Below are 14,453 nucleotides of genomic sequence, written 5' to 3' on the forward strand. Positions count from 1 at the left end.
AGGCTTTGATTGCTGTGCGGCTGTGCGCTCATATCCGAGGCGACGCCATGAAATTTTGCTGTGGTCCTGCGAATCAAGCCCCGCGCCTGATAACCTGTCGCCGAACCGGCCTGGGCTTTTCCAGTCTTATTTTCAGGCCCCGAATCGCTGTGAGGAATTTCATGAAGTCGCGCATCTGGCGTTTGGCAGGTGTTGGTCTGTTGTGGGCAAGTGTCAGTGCGCAGGGAATGGCGGATGATCAGCAGAACCGTGGCGGTCCCAACGGTAATGGCCCGGGTTATTCAGGCCAGCCCCGGCCGCAAAGCAACGAGATCATTCGTGGCGACAACAGCCGGCAGTTCGAGGTCCAGCCGCAATCCCCAGGTGGGCAACGTTACGAGCGTCCACCGCAGGACCCCAACGTTCAGAACCGCCCGTCGCAACCGCAACCCGGCAACAACCTGCCGATCCAGGGCCGGCCCGACAGCGTGAACCAGACCCAGGAGCCGCGACCGGGCTACTACCGCGACATTCCACGGCGCAACGACGGTTATCCCAACGGCGGGCCGCGTCCAGGCCACGACAACCGGCCCGATCAGCACTGGCCCGGTCGGCCGGACGGCCATGGCAACGGTTGGGGTCAGGGGCCGCAATATCGGCCAGGGTATGTGATCGATCGTTTCCCGGATCGTAATTACCGCGTGCCTTATCGCGGCCAGGATTATTTCTACTCGGGTGGCTACTGGTATCGCCCGCAAGGGCCGCGTTATGTCGTGGTGCAGCCGCCTCGGGGCATTCGGACCCGCTATCTGCCCGATTATGCCCGTGAGGTCTGGATCGGCAGCTCGCTGTTTTTCCTCGCCGCTGGCGCCTATTACATTTATGAAGCCAACACCCGGGATTACGTCGTGGTCGAGGCGCCGGCCGCCAATCCGCAGCCGCAACCGCAAGGCAACAGCTTCGACGTGGTGGCTTATCCGGCCAACGGCCAGTCGCCCGAGCAGGTCAACCAGGACGGCTACGATTGCTATCGCTGGGCGGTGCAGCAGAGTGGTTTCGACCCGCGCACCTATACCTATCCACCGGCGCCGGAGGTGGTGCAAACCTATCGTCGGGCCCAAGGCGATTGCTTGAGCAGTCGTGGGTATCAGGTGACGTACTGAGATTGTGCGAGCGGCATGCCCGCTCTTTGTGGCGAGGGAGCTTGCTCCCGCTCGGTTGCGCAGCGACCGCAAAATTTTAGGTCCTGCTGCGCAGTCCAACGGGAGCAAGCTCCCTCGCCACGGTGTTCGGCATCAAGCGTTGGTGCGCTTCACCACTTCTGACGGATCAGCATGCACCAGCACCTCGGCCTTCGGATAAGCGCGATGGATCGCATCGGCGGCCTGGTCGCTGATGCCGTGGGCCACTGACAGGGTCAGTTCCCCCGGCAATTCCAGGTGCAGTTGCACGAACCAGTGGTTGCCGGAGATTCGTGTGCGCAGGTCATGGGCTCCGATCACGCCGGGCACTGCGCAGGCCAGTTCGAGCATGTGCTGGCTGACGTCCGGCGGCAGCTCTTCATCCATCAGCACGGCGAAGCTTTCCCGTGCTATCTGCACTGCGCTCCAGAGGATGTACGCGGCGATGCCCAGGCCGAACCAGGCATCGAGTTGATACCAGCCGAACCCGGCCAGGACCAGGGCCACCAGGATGCTGCCGTTGAGCAACAGGTCCGAGCGGTAGTGCAGCGAGTCGGCGCGCACGGCGTTGGAGCCGGTGGCGCGCACGACCCGATGCTGCAATGCCAGCAGCGCCAGGGTCAGCGCCAGGGAAAACACGATCACCCCGACGCTGAGCCAGGGCGCCTCGACCGGCAGCGGCTGCTTGAGTCGTTCGTATGCCTGCAACGCGATCAGCACCGCACTGCCGCCGATGAAGAGGGCCTGGGCCATGCCGGCCAGTGATTCAGCCTTGCCATGCCCGTAGCGATGATCGTCATCAGCCGGCCGCAGGGCGTAATGCACCGCCAGCAGATTGAGCAACGAGGTGACGCCGTCCAGCGCCGAGTCGGTCAGGCCGGCGAGCATGCTCACCGAGCCGCTGAGCCACCAGGCCAGCGCCTTGGCAATGATCAGAATGCACGCCACGGCCACCGAAGCGCGGGTGGCCAGGCGTAGCAGGCGAGCGTGTTCGGCGCTGGTGGTCATGGCGCGGTCTTCCTTGGGCTGCGCCTCTTACGCGGCGGGTACGAGACCGAGCGTGGCCAGTTGTTGCACGTTGCCTTTGTGCTGGATCAGGCGCGGGTCGTCCAGCGGGAAGCTGCGGCCCAGCTCGCGCTCCAGGATGGCTTGCAGCTTCTGGCTATTGACCGTGCCGTCGGCGTTGATGGCCGGCTTGAGTTTTTCCGGTTCGATCTGCACGCTTCTGCCCGGCTCGAAATAGATCGCGCCGGTGGCGAAGTCAACGGCAAAGGCGATTAGCCCTGGGATGATGTAGAACAGCAGGCCGACAGCGTCGAGCGCGGCGATGGCCGGGTCGATCTTGCCCTCGATCTGGCCGCGACGGTCGGGGTAGAAGATCGAGCCACAGGCGCTGATCTGGGTCAGCAGGCTGGCGACCAGCACGCCGCCGATCACGCGAAAGGGAATACGCATAACAATCTCCTGAGCAGGTAAGGGCGTTGCTGGTTGGAGTCCAGACCACGCTAAACAGTTCGCCGTTATACTCGGCCCTCTGTTTTGGAGCCAGCATGATTTCTTTGCCGATTGATGAAGTTTTACCGGCCCTGCGCCAAGCCCTGGCGTCGCGCCACGAAGCGGTGCTCGAAGCGCCCCCCGGTGCCGGTAAGACCACCCGTGTTCCCTTGGCCCTGTTGAACGAGCCGTGGCTGGCCGGGCAGACCATTCTGATGCTCGAACCGCGGCGCCTGGCGGCACGGGCGGCGGCCGAGCGCCTGGCCAGCGAACTGGGGGAAAAGGTCGGCGAAACCGTGGGCTACCGGATTCGCCTCGACAGCAAGGTCGGGCCGAAAACCCGCATTGAAGTGGTCACCGAAGGTATCCTCACGCGCCGCTTGCAGGACGATCCGGCACTGGATGGCGTGGGGCTGTTGATTTTCGATGAATTCCACGAGCGCAGCCTCGATGCCGACCTGGCCCTGGCGTTGAGCCTCAACGGTCGGGAGCTGTTTCGTGACGAGCAGCCGCTGAAGATTCTGTTGATGTCCGCGACACTGGAAGGCGAGCGCCTGGCCGGGTTGCTGGACGATGCGCCGATCTTGCGCAGCGAAGGACGCATGTTCCCGGTGACGGTGCGCTGGGGCCGGCCATTCCAGCCCGGCGAATTCATCGAACCGCGATTGGTGCAGACCCTCCTCGAAGCGCTGCACGACGAAACCGGCAGCGTGCTGGTGTTCCTGCCGGGGCAGGCGGAGATCCGTCGAGTTCATCAACAATTGGCCGACGCCTTGGGCGAGGGCAGCAACGTGTTGCTGTGTCCGCTGCATGGCGAGCTGGACCTGGCCGCCCAGCGCGCCGCCATCGATCCGGCGCCGCCCGGCCAGCGCAAAGTGGTGCTCGCTACCAACATCGCCGAGACCAGCCTGACCATCAACGGTGTGCGGGTAGTGGTCGATGCCGGGCTTGCCCGCGTACCGCGCTTCGACCCGGGCAGTGGCATGACCCGCCTCGACACCCAGCGTATCTCCCGCGCCAGCGCCACCCAACGGGCCGGCCGGGCCGGGCGACTGGAGCCGGGGGTGTGTTACCGGTTGTGGTCCGAAGACCAGCATGAACAGCTGGCGGCCTACGGCAGCGCCGAGATTCTCTCGGCGGACCTGGCCGGGCTGGCCCTGCAATTGGGCCGCTGGGGCGTGACGCCGCAGCAGTTGACGTGGCTCGACGTCCCGCCGACCGCCGCGTATGCCCAGGCGCAGGATTTATTGCAGCGCCTGGGCGCGCTGGACGGTGGACAACTGACTCGGCACGGCCAGGCCATGGCCGAGCTACCGGCCCATCCGCGCATCGCGCACTTGCTGCTGCGGGGCCAGGCGTTGGGTCTGGCGGACATGGCCTGCAATGTCGCGGCGCTGTTGGGCGAGCGTGACATTCTTCGCGGCGCCGGCGCGGATTTGCACAGTCGCCTGGCGTTGCTGTCCGGCGAGGAACGAGCGGCACGCGGCGCTCAGGGCGGTGTGCAGCGGGCGCGGCAATTGGCCCGGCAGTATCGTGGCTACTTGCGCGGCAAGGCCGAGGAAGCCGTCGCCGATCCCGAGCATCCGCGCTGGCTCGGCGCGCTGTTGGCGTTGGCCTATCCGGATCGTGTCGCGCAACAGCGGCGCCCCGGCGGCGCGGAATATCGCCTGGCGAATGGGCGTGCGGCGCTGTTTGCCGAGGCCGACAGTCTGATGAAGCAACCGTGGCTGGTGATTGCCGAGCTGGGCAGTCGCCAGGGCCAGCGGGAAGAACGGATCTACCTGGCGACGGATTTCGATCCGGCGCTGTTCGATTCGGTGCTGGCAGAGCAAGTACGTACCGAAGACCAACTGGATTGGGACGAGCGCGAAGGCGTGCTGCGCGCAGAGCGCCAGCGCAAGGTCGGTGAACTGGTACTCAGCCGCGAGCCGTTGACCGGCCTGGATGAATCGGCCCGCAGCAGGGCGCTGGTCAACCTGGTCCGGCGCAAGGGGCTGGAGTTGTTGCCGTGGACACCGGAGCTGCGGCAGTGGCAGGCGCGGGTGGCGCTGCTGCGCCGGCTCGACCTGGATACCAAGGGCGACAGCGAGTGGCCGGATGTCAGCGACGCTGCCCTGTTGGAAAGTCTCGAGCATTGGCTGATGCCCTACCTGGGCCGGGTGTCGCGCCTCAGTCATTTTGCCAGCCTGGATCTGTCGAGCATCGTCCGTAACCTGTTGCCCTGGCCGCTGCCGCAGAGGCTGGACGAACTGGCGCCGCAGCACTTGAGCGTGCCTTCGGGGTCGTCGATTCGCCTGGACTACAGCGAGCATCCACCGATTCTGGCGGTGCGCTTGCAGGAGCTTTTCGGCCTGGCCGACACCCCGCGTATCGCCGGTGGTCGGCAGGTAGTCAAGCTGCACCTGCTATCGCCCGCGCGCCGACCGGTGCAAGTGACCCAGGACCTGGCGAACTTCTGGCGCAGCACTTACGCCGAGGTGAAGAAGGATCTCAAGGGACGCTATCCCAAGCATTACTGGCCGGACGACCCGCTGGTGGCGGAGGCGACGGCGCGGGTCAAGCCGCGTAAGTGAGGCCCAACACAAACCCCTTGTGGGAGCGAGCTTGCTCGCGATGGCGGTAGGTCGGCAGCATCACATCAGCTGACACACCGCTATCGCGAGCAAGCTCGCTCCCACAGGGGTATTCAGTGAGCTTGGTTACGGGGTAGCCGGCAACAGAAACCGCGCGATCACCGGCAAATGATCGGAAATGCGCAACGTATCGTCCTGCCGGACCTGGGCTTCGACCCGTTTGAGGTGGGGGCTGTAGAACAGGTAATCGACGGTCCGGTCGGGGCCGTTGAGGCCGGGGTCATTGGGGTAGTGGGTCAGCCAGTTTGCCCGGTCGATGCCGCTGGCCTCGTTGTTGGTGGGGATCATCGGGTATTTGTCCCACAGCAGGTGCAGCTCGCTGTCGGCGGAGTAGGGTGAGCGTTGCTCGGTGGGCAGGCGTCGGTATTGGCCCAGGGGTAACAGGTTGAAATCTCCCCCGATCAGCCAGGGCGTGCCAGCGGATTCAAGCTTGTCCAAGGCCTTGGCTATCGCGCTGACTTGCGCGCGCGCCGTGTCGTCCGGCTGGGTGGCCCGCTCCAGGTGCGTATTGAGCACTGCCAGCTGTCCGCCGTCGCTCAGGGACAGGTAACTCACCAGCAAGGCATTTTTCGGCTGGAACTGGCGGCTGATGAAGTTCGCCTCGGCCACCGGCAATTGCACCCGCTCCGCACGGTCGATGCGGTAGCGGCTCAGCGTCGCCAACTGGCGGCCAACGCTGCCGAAGATATGTGGGCTGGGAATGAAATCGGCTTTCCAGTCAAAAGCGCTGGTGCCGCAGGGATAGAGGTCGGCCAGCCGTTCCTGCAAGAGCTTGAGCTGGTTCTGGTAGTCGCTGGCCTTGGCACCGTTGTCGAGTTCCTGCAATAGCACCACGTCCGGCTGCTCGTCGCGGATGACCCGTGCCACTTCGTCGAGGCTGAAGGCCATGTCTTCCGGCGTCGGGCTTTCATCGTCGCCCTCGGCCAGGTCGTGCCAGAACACGTAGCGCTTGCCAGCCAGGAACTGGACGTTCCAGGTCATCACCTTCAGGGCCTGGCCGGGCACCAGCGGCGCGGCATTTGCGGTGCAACTGACGGGCAGCGCTTCCCGGGCCTGTGGGCGCCAGGTCGGGCCATAGATGGAAAAGGCCGCAATGCCGACGAGCAACAACAGGCCCAGCAAGACGTATCGCAGCAGACGGCTCATGGCTCGGGTTTTTCTGCAATCAACATGAACATTCGAAACAGCACCACGGTGGTGAACAGTTGCAGGAAACTGTGGACGCTGTCGATCAGCAAACTGATGAAGGGGTTCTGCGGCGGCGGATACACCGAGACGCTGGCGCCCTTGAGCAGCCACAACGGGACCATTACGGCGAGGATGCATAACAGGATTCGCCAGAAATTGCCCCGACTCAGGCGCGCGCTTTCCTTCATGGCCGCCAAGGGCGCCATGCCCCGCAAAACCAACAGGTATTCACCGAAGGCGAGGACGACCATCAGCCACAGCCCCGGCAGGAAGTACAAGGAAATGCCGATCAGGATCAGCAGCGTATTAAGGGCGGTCAGCAAGGCGAAGCGCGGCCACTGGAGGAGGGCTGCCGCGAGCAGGTCACGGGCACGCGGGGCTTCGCCGCGACTGCGAGCATCGAGAAACAGGATCAACGCCGCGGTATACAGCGGGTACACGAGGAGACCGACGATCACGCTGTAGCCGGAGAAACCGTCGGCGCCGATGGCGCTGTCCACCCCTTGTTGCAGCACGGCCTCAAGGACCACCAGCGGCAGGCACAGCTGGGCGATCCGGCCCAGGTTGCGCTTGAAAAAATACAAGGAGTCACGCAGTACTTCTAACGGATTCATGAGTCGGTATCGCAGTTCGAAAAAGCGGTCCGACACTTTAACCGATGAAGCGACCGCACAAGCAAACGTAAACATCAGGTAAAGACCATTGAAAGCTTCCTGCGCAACCCCATTACTGACTCGCACCGGTCTTTGCGACCGGCCTGGTTTTAATCCGGCAATCTGATGAGGTCGCCATGAACAGCGAAGAACAAACCCTGATCGATGGACTGTTTTCACGGCTGCAGCAGGCCGAAAAGGATTCAGCCCCGCGCGACGCCCAGGCAGAGGCGCGGATCAAGGAACACTTGGCCAACCAGCCTGCCGCGGGCTATTTCATGGCCCAGGCAATCCTGGTGCAAGAGGCGGCGATCAAGCGCCTGGACGAGCAGAACAGACAGCTCGCCCAACAGGCCGAGCAATTGCAGGGCGAATTGCAACAGGCCCGCAGCCAGACTTCGGCGCCAAGCGGCGGCGGTGGTTTCCTTTCGAGTATCTTCGGTGGCAGCAACCGCGATTCACGGCCAGCAAGCGCACCGGCAACCGGCGGTGGTGGCTGGCGCGAACCGGCCAGGCCCTCCTTCAATGTGCCGGCCCAGTCTGGCTTTGGCGCTGCGCCCGGCAATTATGCCGCGCCGCAACAGCAGGCCCCGGCGGCGGGCAGCTTTCTCGGCGGTGCCTTGAAAACCGCAGCGGGCGTGGCCGGTGGTGTGATGCTCGCCCAGGGCATCAGCAGTCTGTTCCACAGCAATCAACCCGAGGAGATCGTCGAGATCCTCAAGGAAGAGCCGGCCCAGCCAGTCAATGACACCGCCAACAACGGTGACAGCGGTTGGGGCGATGATCAGCGCGTGGCCGACAGCGATAGCTACGGCAACAATAGCTACGGCAACGACCAGGGCGGTTTCAGCGACGCCGACTACAGCGACGATTCGTCCTTGTTCGGCGACGACGACTCTTTCGTCTGATCCGCCGTTCGTCCGGGGCGCCCTGGCGCCTCGGGCCGATTATTCGCGGAACGCTCCTCGAGACTGGCATACTGGGCGACTTTTCGGCCCGGGTGGCCTGCGCGCGTGTGCATTCAAGAGGAAACGCGGTGAAAAAAATCGCAGTGTTCGCCGATGTCCAGAACCTCTACTACACCGTGCGCCAAGCCTATGGCTGCCATTTCAACTACGCGGCGCTGTGGGCCGATGTGAGCAAGCAGGGGCAGATCGTCGAGGCCTATGCCTACGCGATCGATCGCGGTGACAGCAAGCAACAGCAATTCCAGCAGATCCTGCGCAACCTGGGGTTCACCGTGAAACTCAAGCCCTATATCCAGCGCAGCGACGGCTCGGCCAAGGGCGACTGGGACGTGGGCATCACCCTGGACATCATGGACGCCGCCGACCACGTCGACGAGGTGGTCCTGGCCTCCGGTGATGGCGATTTCGACATGTTGCTCGAACGCATCATCAGCAAACACGGCGTGCAGGCGGTGGCCTATGGGGTACCTGGGTTGACTGCCAACTCGCTGATCCGCGCCGCCAGCCGCTATGTGCCGATCGAAGGCGCGTTGTTGCTCAAGAACTGATTTTCAAGGAGCCCCACCGGTTTGGAACGCATCGCAGTCATCGACTTTGAAACCACCGGCATCACCCCGAGCAGCGGTTGCCGGGCCACCGAAATCGCCGTGGTGATCCTTGAGCAAGGCCGGATAGTCGACCGTTACCAGAGCCTGATGAACGCCGGCGTGCGCGTGCCGGCCTTCATCGAGCAACTGACCGGTATCAGCAATGCCATGCTGCGCAGCGCACCGCCAGCGGAAAAGGTCATGAACGAGGTCAACGAATTCGTCGGCATCACGCCGCTGCTGGCTCACAATGCCGCGTTCGACCAGAAGTTCTGGGACTTCGAACTGGGACGAATCAAGCGCACCCGCCTGCAGAATTTTGCCTGTTCACTGCTGTTGGCCCGACGCCTGATGCCAGCGGCGCCGAACCACAAGCTCGGCACGCTCAACGCTTTCGCCGGCCTGCCCCACACCGGCCAGGCCCACCGGGCCATGGCCGATGCCGAAATGGCCGCCAACCTCACCGCGCACCTGGCTTCGGAATTGCGGCAAAAGCATGGGCTGCGGGAGTTGTCCCATGACCTGCTGTGCAGCTTGCAGAAGGTGCCGGCAGCGAGAATCAACGAGCATCTCAAGCGCCATCGCGGGTTCTGAAATACACCCAGGATCCTTTTGTGGGAGCGAGCCTGCTCGCGAAGGCGGCGGTACATTCAGCCTCTGTGTTGTCTGACACACCGCTTTCGCGAGCAGGCTCGCTCCCACAGGGTGGGTTGTGTTGATCTGAGATCTGCCGTGTCTTGAAAAGTGTATGGCTCGGATAAACAGATTTTGTAACTTAATTTCTGCCGATTGCCTTTTTAAAATGACAGGTTTCATCGTCCTGACTTCGAGCTGAACATGCCTGGCCCACGCCGTTTTCCGTTGCCATTGATCGCTGCCTTCTTCGCCTTGTACGTCATCTGGGGATCGACCTATCTGGTGATTCGCATCGGCGTCGAGCATTGGCCGCCCTTGCTGCTGGCCGGGATTCGTTTCGTGATCGCCGGGTCGTTGATGTATGGCTTCCTGCGCTGGCGCGGGGCACCGGCGCCGACCTGGGCGCAGTGGAAGGCCGGGGCGCTGATCGGGGTGTTGTTGCTGACGTTCGGCAATGGCGCGGTGAGTATCGCCGAGCATATGGGCGTGGCCTCGGGCGTGGCGGCGTTGGCCGTGGCGACGGTGCCTTTGTTTACCTTGCTCTGCGGATATTTCTGGGGCGCGCGTAATACGCGTCTGGAATGGGCCGGGATTGTATTGGGGCTGATCGGTATCGCCATGCTCAACCTCGGTTCCAACCTGCAATCGAGCCCGATGGGGGCGGCCTTGCTGGTGTTTGCGGCGGCTTCCTGGGCCTTCGGCTCGGTGTTGAGCAAACACCTGCCGTTGCCGGCGGGAGCGATGGCCAGCGCCGTGGAGATGCTGGTGGCCGGCGTGGTGCTGTTGATCGGCAGCTTCGCCAGTGGCGAGCGCCTGGAACACATGCCGCCGCTGGAAGGCTGGTTCGCGCTGGTCTATCTGATCGGCTTTGGTTCGATCATCGCCTTCAACGCCTACATGTACCTGCTCAAGCATGTGCGTCCGGCCGCAGCCACCAGCTACGCCTATGTCAACCCGGCGGTGGCGGTGTTGCTGGGGATCGTCTTCGCCGGGGAAACCATTGGTATCGAAGAGGCCTTGGCGATGCTGGTGATTATCAGCGCCGTGGTCCTGATCGGGTTGCCGCAGTGGCGCAAGCCCAAGCCCGCACCGGCCGAATCCTGATTTAGGGTAAACTGCCGCGCATTGCACACCTTGCGCTGATTTTTCCTACGGTATCTCCATGACTTTCGCCACTCTTGGCCTGATCGAACCCCTGCTGCGCGCCCTCGAGACGCTCGGCTACCAGACGCCGACCCCGGTCCAGGCCCAAGCCATGCCGGCGGTGCTCGCCGGTCGCGACCTGATGGCCGCGGCCCAGACCGGCACCGGCAAGACCGCCGGTTTCGCCGTGCCGCTGTTGCAGTTGCTGACCACCGAAGGGCCGAAAGTCGCTGCCAACTCGGTGCGCGCGCTGATCCTGGTGCCGACCCGCGAGCTGGCCGAGCAGGTCCACGAAAGCGTGCGCCAGTACGCCCAGAACCTGCCGCTGAGCACCTACGCCGTGTACGGCGGCGTCAGCATCAACCCACAGATGATGAAGCTGCGCAAAGGCGTCGACTTGCTGGTGGCCACGCCGGGCCGCTTGCTCGATCTGTTCCGCCAGAACGCGCTGAAGTTCAACCAGTTGCAGACCCTGGTGCTGGACGAGGCCGACCGCATGCTCGACCTAGGCTTCTCCGAGGAACTGGCGAACATCTACAAGGCCCTGCCGAAGAAGCGCCAGACCCTGCTGTTCTCGGCGACCTTCTCCGATGCGATCCGCCTGCTGGCCGGGCAGATGCTCAACGACCCGCTGAGCATCGAAGTGAGCCCGCGCAACGTGGCCGCCAACACCGTCAAGCAATGGGTGGTGACGGTGGACAAGAAGCGCAAGCCGGAACTGTTCATCCACCTGATGCGCAAGCACAAGTGGAAGCAGGTGCTGGTATTCGCCAAGACCCGCAACGGCGTCGATGCGCTGGTAGAAAAACTCCAGGGCCTGGGCGTCAACGCCGATGGCATCCACGGCGACAAACCCCAGGCGACCCGCCAGCGCGCGCTGGATCGTTTCAAGGCCAGCGAAGTGCAGATCCTGGTGGCCACCGACGTCGCGGCCCGAGGCTTGGACATCGAGGACTTGCCGCTGGTGGTGAACTTCGATTTGCCGATCGTCGCCGAGGACTACATCCACCGTATCGGCCGTACGGGCCGTGCGGGTGCCACCGGGCAGGCGATTTCCCTGGTCTGCGCCGATGAAGTGAATCTGCTGTCCGCCATCGAAACCCTGACCCGTCAGACATTGCCCCGGCAGATGGAACAGGACTTCGAACCTGAACATCGCGTGCCGGATACCGATGCCAGCGGCCAGGTGATCAAGAAACCGAAAAAGCCAAAAAAGCCGAAAGCTTCCGGTGGTGGCGGCAAACGCAACCTTGGCAAGTGGGTGGACAGTGGCGACTCGGGACCGGTAGAGCCTTCGGTGAAACCTGTGCGAAAAGTGCCGGTGTTCAATACCGGGCCGCGCAAGCGTAAGCCTTGATGATTTGCTGTGTCTGATACACCGCTATCGCGAGCAAGCTCGCTCCCACATGGGTTAGCGGGTGTTCACATATCTTGTGTGCACCTCAGATCCTGTGTGGGAGCGAGCTTGCTCGCGATGGGCGCGCCTCGGTCTTCAAGCCTGGCGCTGTAGCCACTCCACCATCCCCAACCCCGCCGCACGACCGCTGGCAAAGCATGCCGTAAGCAAGTATCCGCCGGTCGGCGCTTCCCAATCGAGCATCTCTCCCGCGCAGAAAACGCCGGGCACTTGCTTGAGCATCAGTCGCTCATCGAGTGCTTCGAAAGTCACGCCGCCGGCACTGCTGATGGCTTCGTCCAGCGGACGGGTGTTCACCAGCGTGACCGGCAACGCCTTGATCGCCTGGGCCAGCCGCGCCATGTCGGCAAAACAATCGGCTGGAGTCAGTTCCCGTAATAACGCTGCCTTGACCCCGTCGAGCCCCAACTGGCTGTGCAGATGCTTGGCCATCGAGCGAGAACCGCGCGGCTTGCTTAATGCCTGGAGAACCTTGTCCAAAGGCCTGCCCGGCAGCAGGTCCAGGTGAATGGTCGCGCTGCCGTGTTGATTGATGGCCTCACGAATCCGCGCCGACAGCGCATAGATCAGGCTGCCTTCGATGCCGGTAGCGGTGATGACGCATTCGCCGAGGCGTGGTACGTCATCGTTAAGGCCGATGGCAATGTTCTTCAGTGGGGTGCCGGCAAATTTGGCGATCATCAGATCGCTCCAGCCCGGCACATCGAACCCGCAGTTGCTTGGCTGCAGAGGCGCGAGGACCACGCCGCGCTGTTCCAGCGGCAACATCCAGGCACCGTCGGAGCCCAGGCGAGACCAACTGCCGCCTCCCAGCGCCAATAAGGTCGCGTCGGGCAGCAGGGCCTTTTCCCCGTCCATGCTGGCAATGCGCAGGCTGCCGTCGGCATTCCAGCCAAGCCAGCGGTGGCGCGTATGAATCAGCACGCCGGCATCGCGCAGGCGCTTGAGCCAGGCGCGCAGCAGCGGGGCGGCCTTCATATCGGTAGGAAATACCCGCCCGGAGCTGCCGACAAAGGTGTCGATGCCCAGGCCGTGAATCCATTCGCACAGCTCATTCGCGCCAAATGCTCGCAGCAGCGGGGCGATATTCGGTGCGCGTTCGCCGTAGCGGGAGAGAAACGCCGGGAAGGCTTCCGAGTGAGTGATGTTCATGCCGCCGACACCGGCCAGCAGAAATTTCCTGCCCACCGATGGCATGCCGTCGTACAGGTCGACCTGGAGGCCGGCCTGGCTCAGTACCTCGGCCGCCATGAGGCCGGCCGGGCCGCCGCCGATGATGGCGATGTTTGGGGTGGAAGGCTTGGTGGTCGAGGTCATGATCGGGCTGTGGGGCAGGAGTAGGCGGGGCATTCTATCAGCACAAATCCCTGTGGGAGCGAGCCTGCTCGCGAATGCGGTGTGTCAGTTACATGAGCATCAACTGGTGCATTGCATTCGCGAGCAGGCTCGCTCCCACAGGGGGGATATATGGATGGCTGGAAAGTCTGGTTAAAAAACAGCCAAGCTCTTGCGAGCTATAGGCGGCATAGGTTGTAGGCCCTTTCGCTCAGGTTATCCACAGGCCGCTCCACAGGCATTGTGGGTAACGCGCAGACTTCAGTGACAACCTGATGACGTCCAGACCCTTTGTGCGCTGTGGTGCAGGATCCCATGGCGGCGGGCCAGGGCCTTGCGGTCCTTGCTGTAGCCGCCGCCGATCACGCCGACTACCGGAATGTCCCGGCCCAGGCAGTGGCGCATGACGCTCTCGTCCCGGGCGGCGAGGCCTTCGTCGGTCAGCTTCAGGTAACCGAGGGCATCGTCCTTGTGCACATCGACGCCAGCGTCATAGAGCACCAGATCCGGCTGATAGAGCGGCAGCAGGTAATTGAGTGCGTCATCGACGACCTTCAGGTAAGCGGCGTCCTCCATGCCCATCGGCAGGGGAATATCCCAGTCGCTTTGCGCCTTGCGTGCAGGAAAATTCTTTTCGCAGTGCAAGGAAACTGTCACGGCGTCGGGAGTGTCATGGAGTATTCGAGCCGTACCGTCGCCCTGGTGCACGTCGCAGTCGAAAATCAGCACTCGCGAGACCTGACCGCTGGCGAGGAAATAGCGGCTGATCACCGCCAGGTCATTGAAGATGCAAAAGCCGGCCGGGTGGTCGTAGTGGGCGTGGTGGGTACCGCCGGCCAGGTGACAGGCCAGTCCGTGTTCGAGGGCCTGCTCGGCGGCCAGCAGTGATCCGCCGACGGCGCGTACCGTTCGGCGAGCCAAGGCTTCGCTCCAGGGCAGGCCGAGGCGCCGTTGGTCTTCGCGGGACAACTCGCCGCCCATGTAGCGTTCGATATAAGCGCGATCATGGGCCAGGGCGAGCACGTCCGGCGGACACAGGGGCGGACGCAGCAGGTCCGAGTCCCGGGCCAGGCCGCTGTCCACCAGGTGATCGCGCAGCAGGCGGAACTTGTCCATGGGGAAACGGTGCTCCGTAGGGAATTCGGGGCTGTAGTCTTCGTGGTAGATCAGCGGAAGCGGCATGGTGTTTTCAGTGGCGGGTGAGTGACGGATCCTACCAGCGATGTAGACTCTGGGCAT

The 14,453-nt window shown here is 63.4% G+C and carries 13 protein-coding genes; 7 read left to right on the forward strand and 6 right to left on the reverse strand.

The window, feature by feature from the left end; genetic code table 11:
• Positions 1-161: 161 nt before the first annotated feature.
• Positions 162-1,142, forward strand: coding sequence for a DUF6515 family protein (locus tag PSH78_RS03920; protein ID WP_305498623.1), 981 nt, complete (start codon positions 162-164; stop codon positions 1,140-1,142).
• 132 nt (positions 1,143-1,274) lie between these two features.
• On the opposite strand, the gene PSH78_RS03925 is transcribed toward PSH78_RS03920, so the two are convergent.
• Positions 1,275-2,168 carry a cation diffusion facilitator family transporter gene (locus PSH78_RS03925; protein WP_305498624.1) on the reverse strand — a complete coding sequence of 298 codons (894 nt, stop codon included), beginning with the start codon at positions 2,166-2,168 and terminating at the stop codon, positions 1,275-1,277.
• Positions 2,169-2,195: 27 nt separating this feature from the next.
• Complete coding sequence (locus tag PSH78_RS03930; RefSeq protein WP_305498626.1) at positions 2,196-2,615, reverse strand: polyribonucleotide nucleotidyltransferase; 420 nt, start codon at positions 2,613-2,615, stop codon at positions 2,196-2,198.
• Between the two features lie 95 nt (positions 2,616-2,710).
• Between PSH78_RS03930 and hrpB the strand changes: the two genes are divergently transcribed.
• Positions 2,711-5,227, forward strand: a complete 2,517-nt coding sequence (gene hrpB, locus PSH78_RS03935; RefSeq protein WP_305498628.1) for an ATP-dependent helicase HrpB — start codon at positions 2,711-2,713, stop codon at positions 5,225-5,227.
• Between the two features lie 126 nt (positions 5,228-5,353).
• Here hrpB and PSH78_RS03940 read toward each other — a convergent pair whose 3' ends face one another.
• Together PSH78_RS03940 and PSH78_RS03945 are read right to left on the reverse strand one after the other, a co-directional pair.
• Positions 5,354-6,433, reverse strand: a complete 1,080-nt coding sequence (locus PSH78_RS03940; protein ID WP_305498629.1) for an endonuclease/exonuclease/phosphatase family protein — start codon at positions 6,431-6,433, stop codon at positions 5,354-5,356.
• Positions 6,430-7,089, reverse strand: coding sequence for a YciC family protein (locus PSH78_RS03945; protein WP_305498630.1), 660 nt, complete (start codon positions 7,087-7,089; stop codon positions 6,430-6,432). Before PSH78_RS03945 ends, PSH78_RS03940 begins: the two co-directional genes overlap by 4 nt.
• A gap of 176 nt (positions 7,090-7,265) precedes the next feature.
• Here PSH78_RS03945 and PSH78_RS03950 point away from each other — a divergent pair, with 176 nt between their 5' ends.
• The 5 genes from PSH78_RS03950 to PSH78_RS03970 all read left to right on the forward strand — a co-directional run bounded on the left by PSH78_RS03950 (position 7,266) and on the right by PSH78_RS03970 (position 11,819).
• Positions 7,266-8,036, forward strand: a complete 771-nt coding sequence (locus PSH78_RS03950; RefSeq protein ID WP_305498631.1) for a DUF2076 domain-containing protein — start codon at positions 7,266-7,268, stop codon at positions 8,034-8,036.
• Between the two features lie 128 nt (positions 8,037-8,164).
• Complete coding sequence (locus tag PSH78_RS03955) at positions 8,165-8,644, forward strand: NYN domain-containing protein (protein ID WP_030140338.1); 480 nt, start codon at positions 8,165-8,167, stop codon at positions 8,642-8,644.
• Positions 8,645-8,665: 21 nt separating this feature from the next.
• Positions 8,666-9,277 carry a PolC-type DNA polymerase III gene (locus PSH78_RS03960; RefSeq protein ID WP_305498632.1) on the forward strand — a complete coding sequence of 204 codons (612 nt, stop codon included), beginning with the start codon at positions 8,666-8,668 and terminating at the stop codon, positions 9,275-9,277.
• A gap of 243 nt (positions 9,278-9,520) precedes the next feature.
• Entirely contained in the window at positions 9,521-10,423 is a 903-nt protein-coding gene (gene yedA / locus PSH78_RS03965) for a drug/metabolite exporter YedA (protein WP_305498633.1), read from the forward strand.
• A gap of 58 nt (positions 10,424-10,481) precedes the next feature.
• The gene (locus PSH78_RS03970) at positions 10,482-11,819 is read left to right on the forward strand and encodes a DEAD/DEAH box helicase (protein ID WP_305498634.1); all 1,338 of its coding nucleotides are present in this window, start codon (positions 10,482-10,484) and stop codon (positions 11,817-11,819) included.
• Between the two features lie 135 nt (positions 11,820-11,954).
• Here the strand turns inward: PSH78_RS03970 and PSH78_RS03975 are convergent, their stop codons facing one another.
• Both PSH78_RS03975 and PSH78_RS03980 read right to left on the reverse strand, forming a co-directional pair.
• The gene (locus tag PSH78_RS03975) at positions 11,955-13,196 is read right to left on the reverse strand and encodes a TIGR03862 family flavoprotein (RefSeq protein ID WP_305501178.1); all 1,242 of its coding nucleotides are present in this window, start codon (positions 13,194-13,196) and stop codon (positions 11,955-11,957) included.
• Positions 13,197-13,475: 279 nt separating this feature from the next.
• Entirely contained in the window at positions 13,476-14,396 is a 921-nt protein-coding gene (locus PSH78_RS03980; protein ID WP_305498635.1) for a histone deacetylase, read from the reverse strand.
• Positions 14,397-14,453 lie beyond the last annotated feature (57 nt).

Source organism: Pseudomonas sp. FP198, from assembly GCF_030687895.1.
GTDB lineage: Bacteria > Pseudomonadota > Gammaproteobacteria > Pseudomonadales > Pseudomonadaceae > Aquipseudomonas.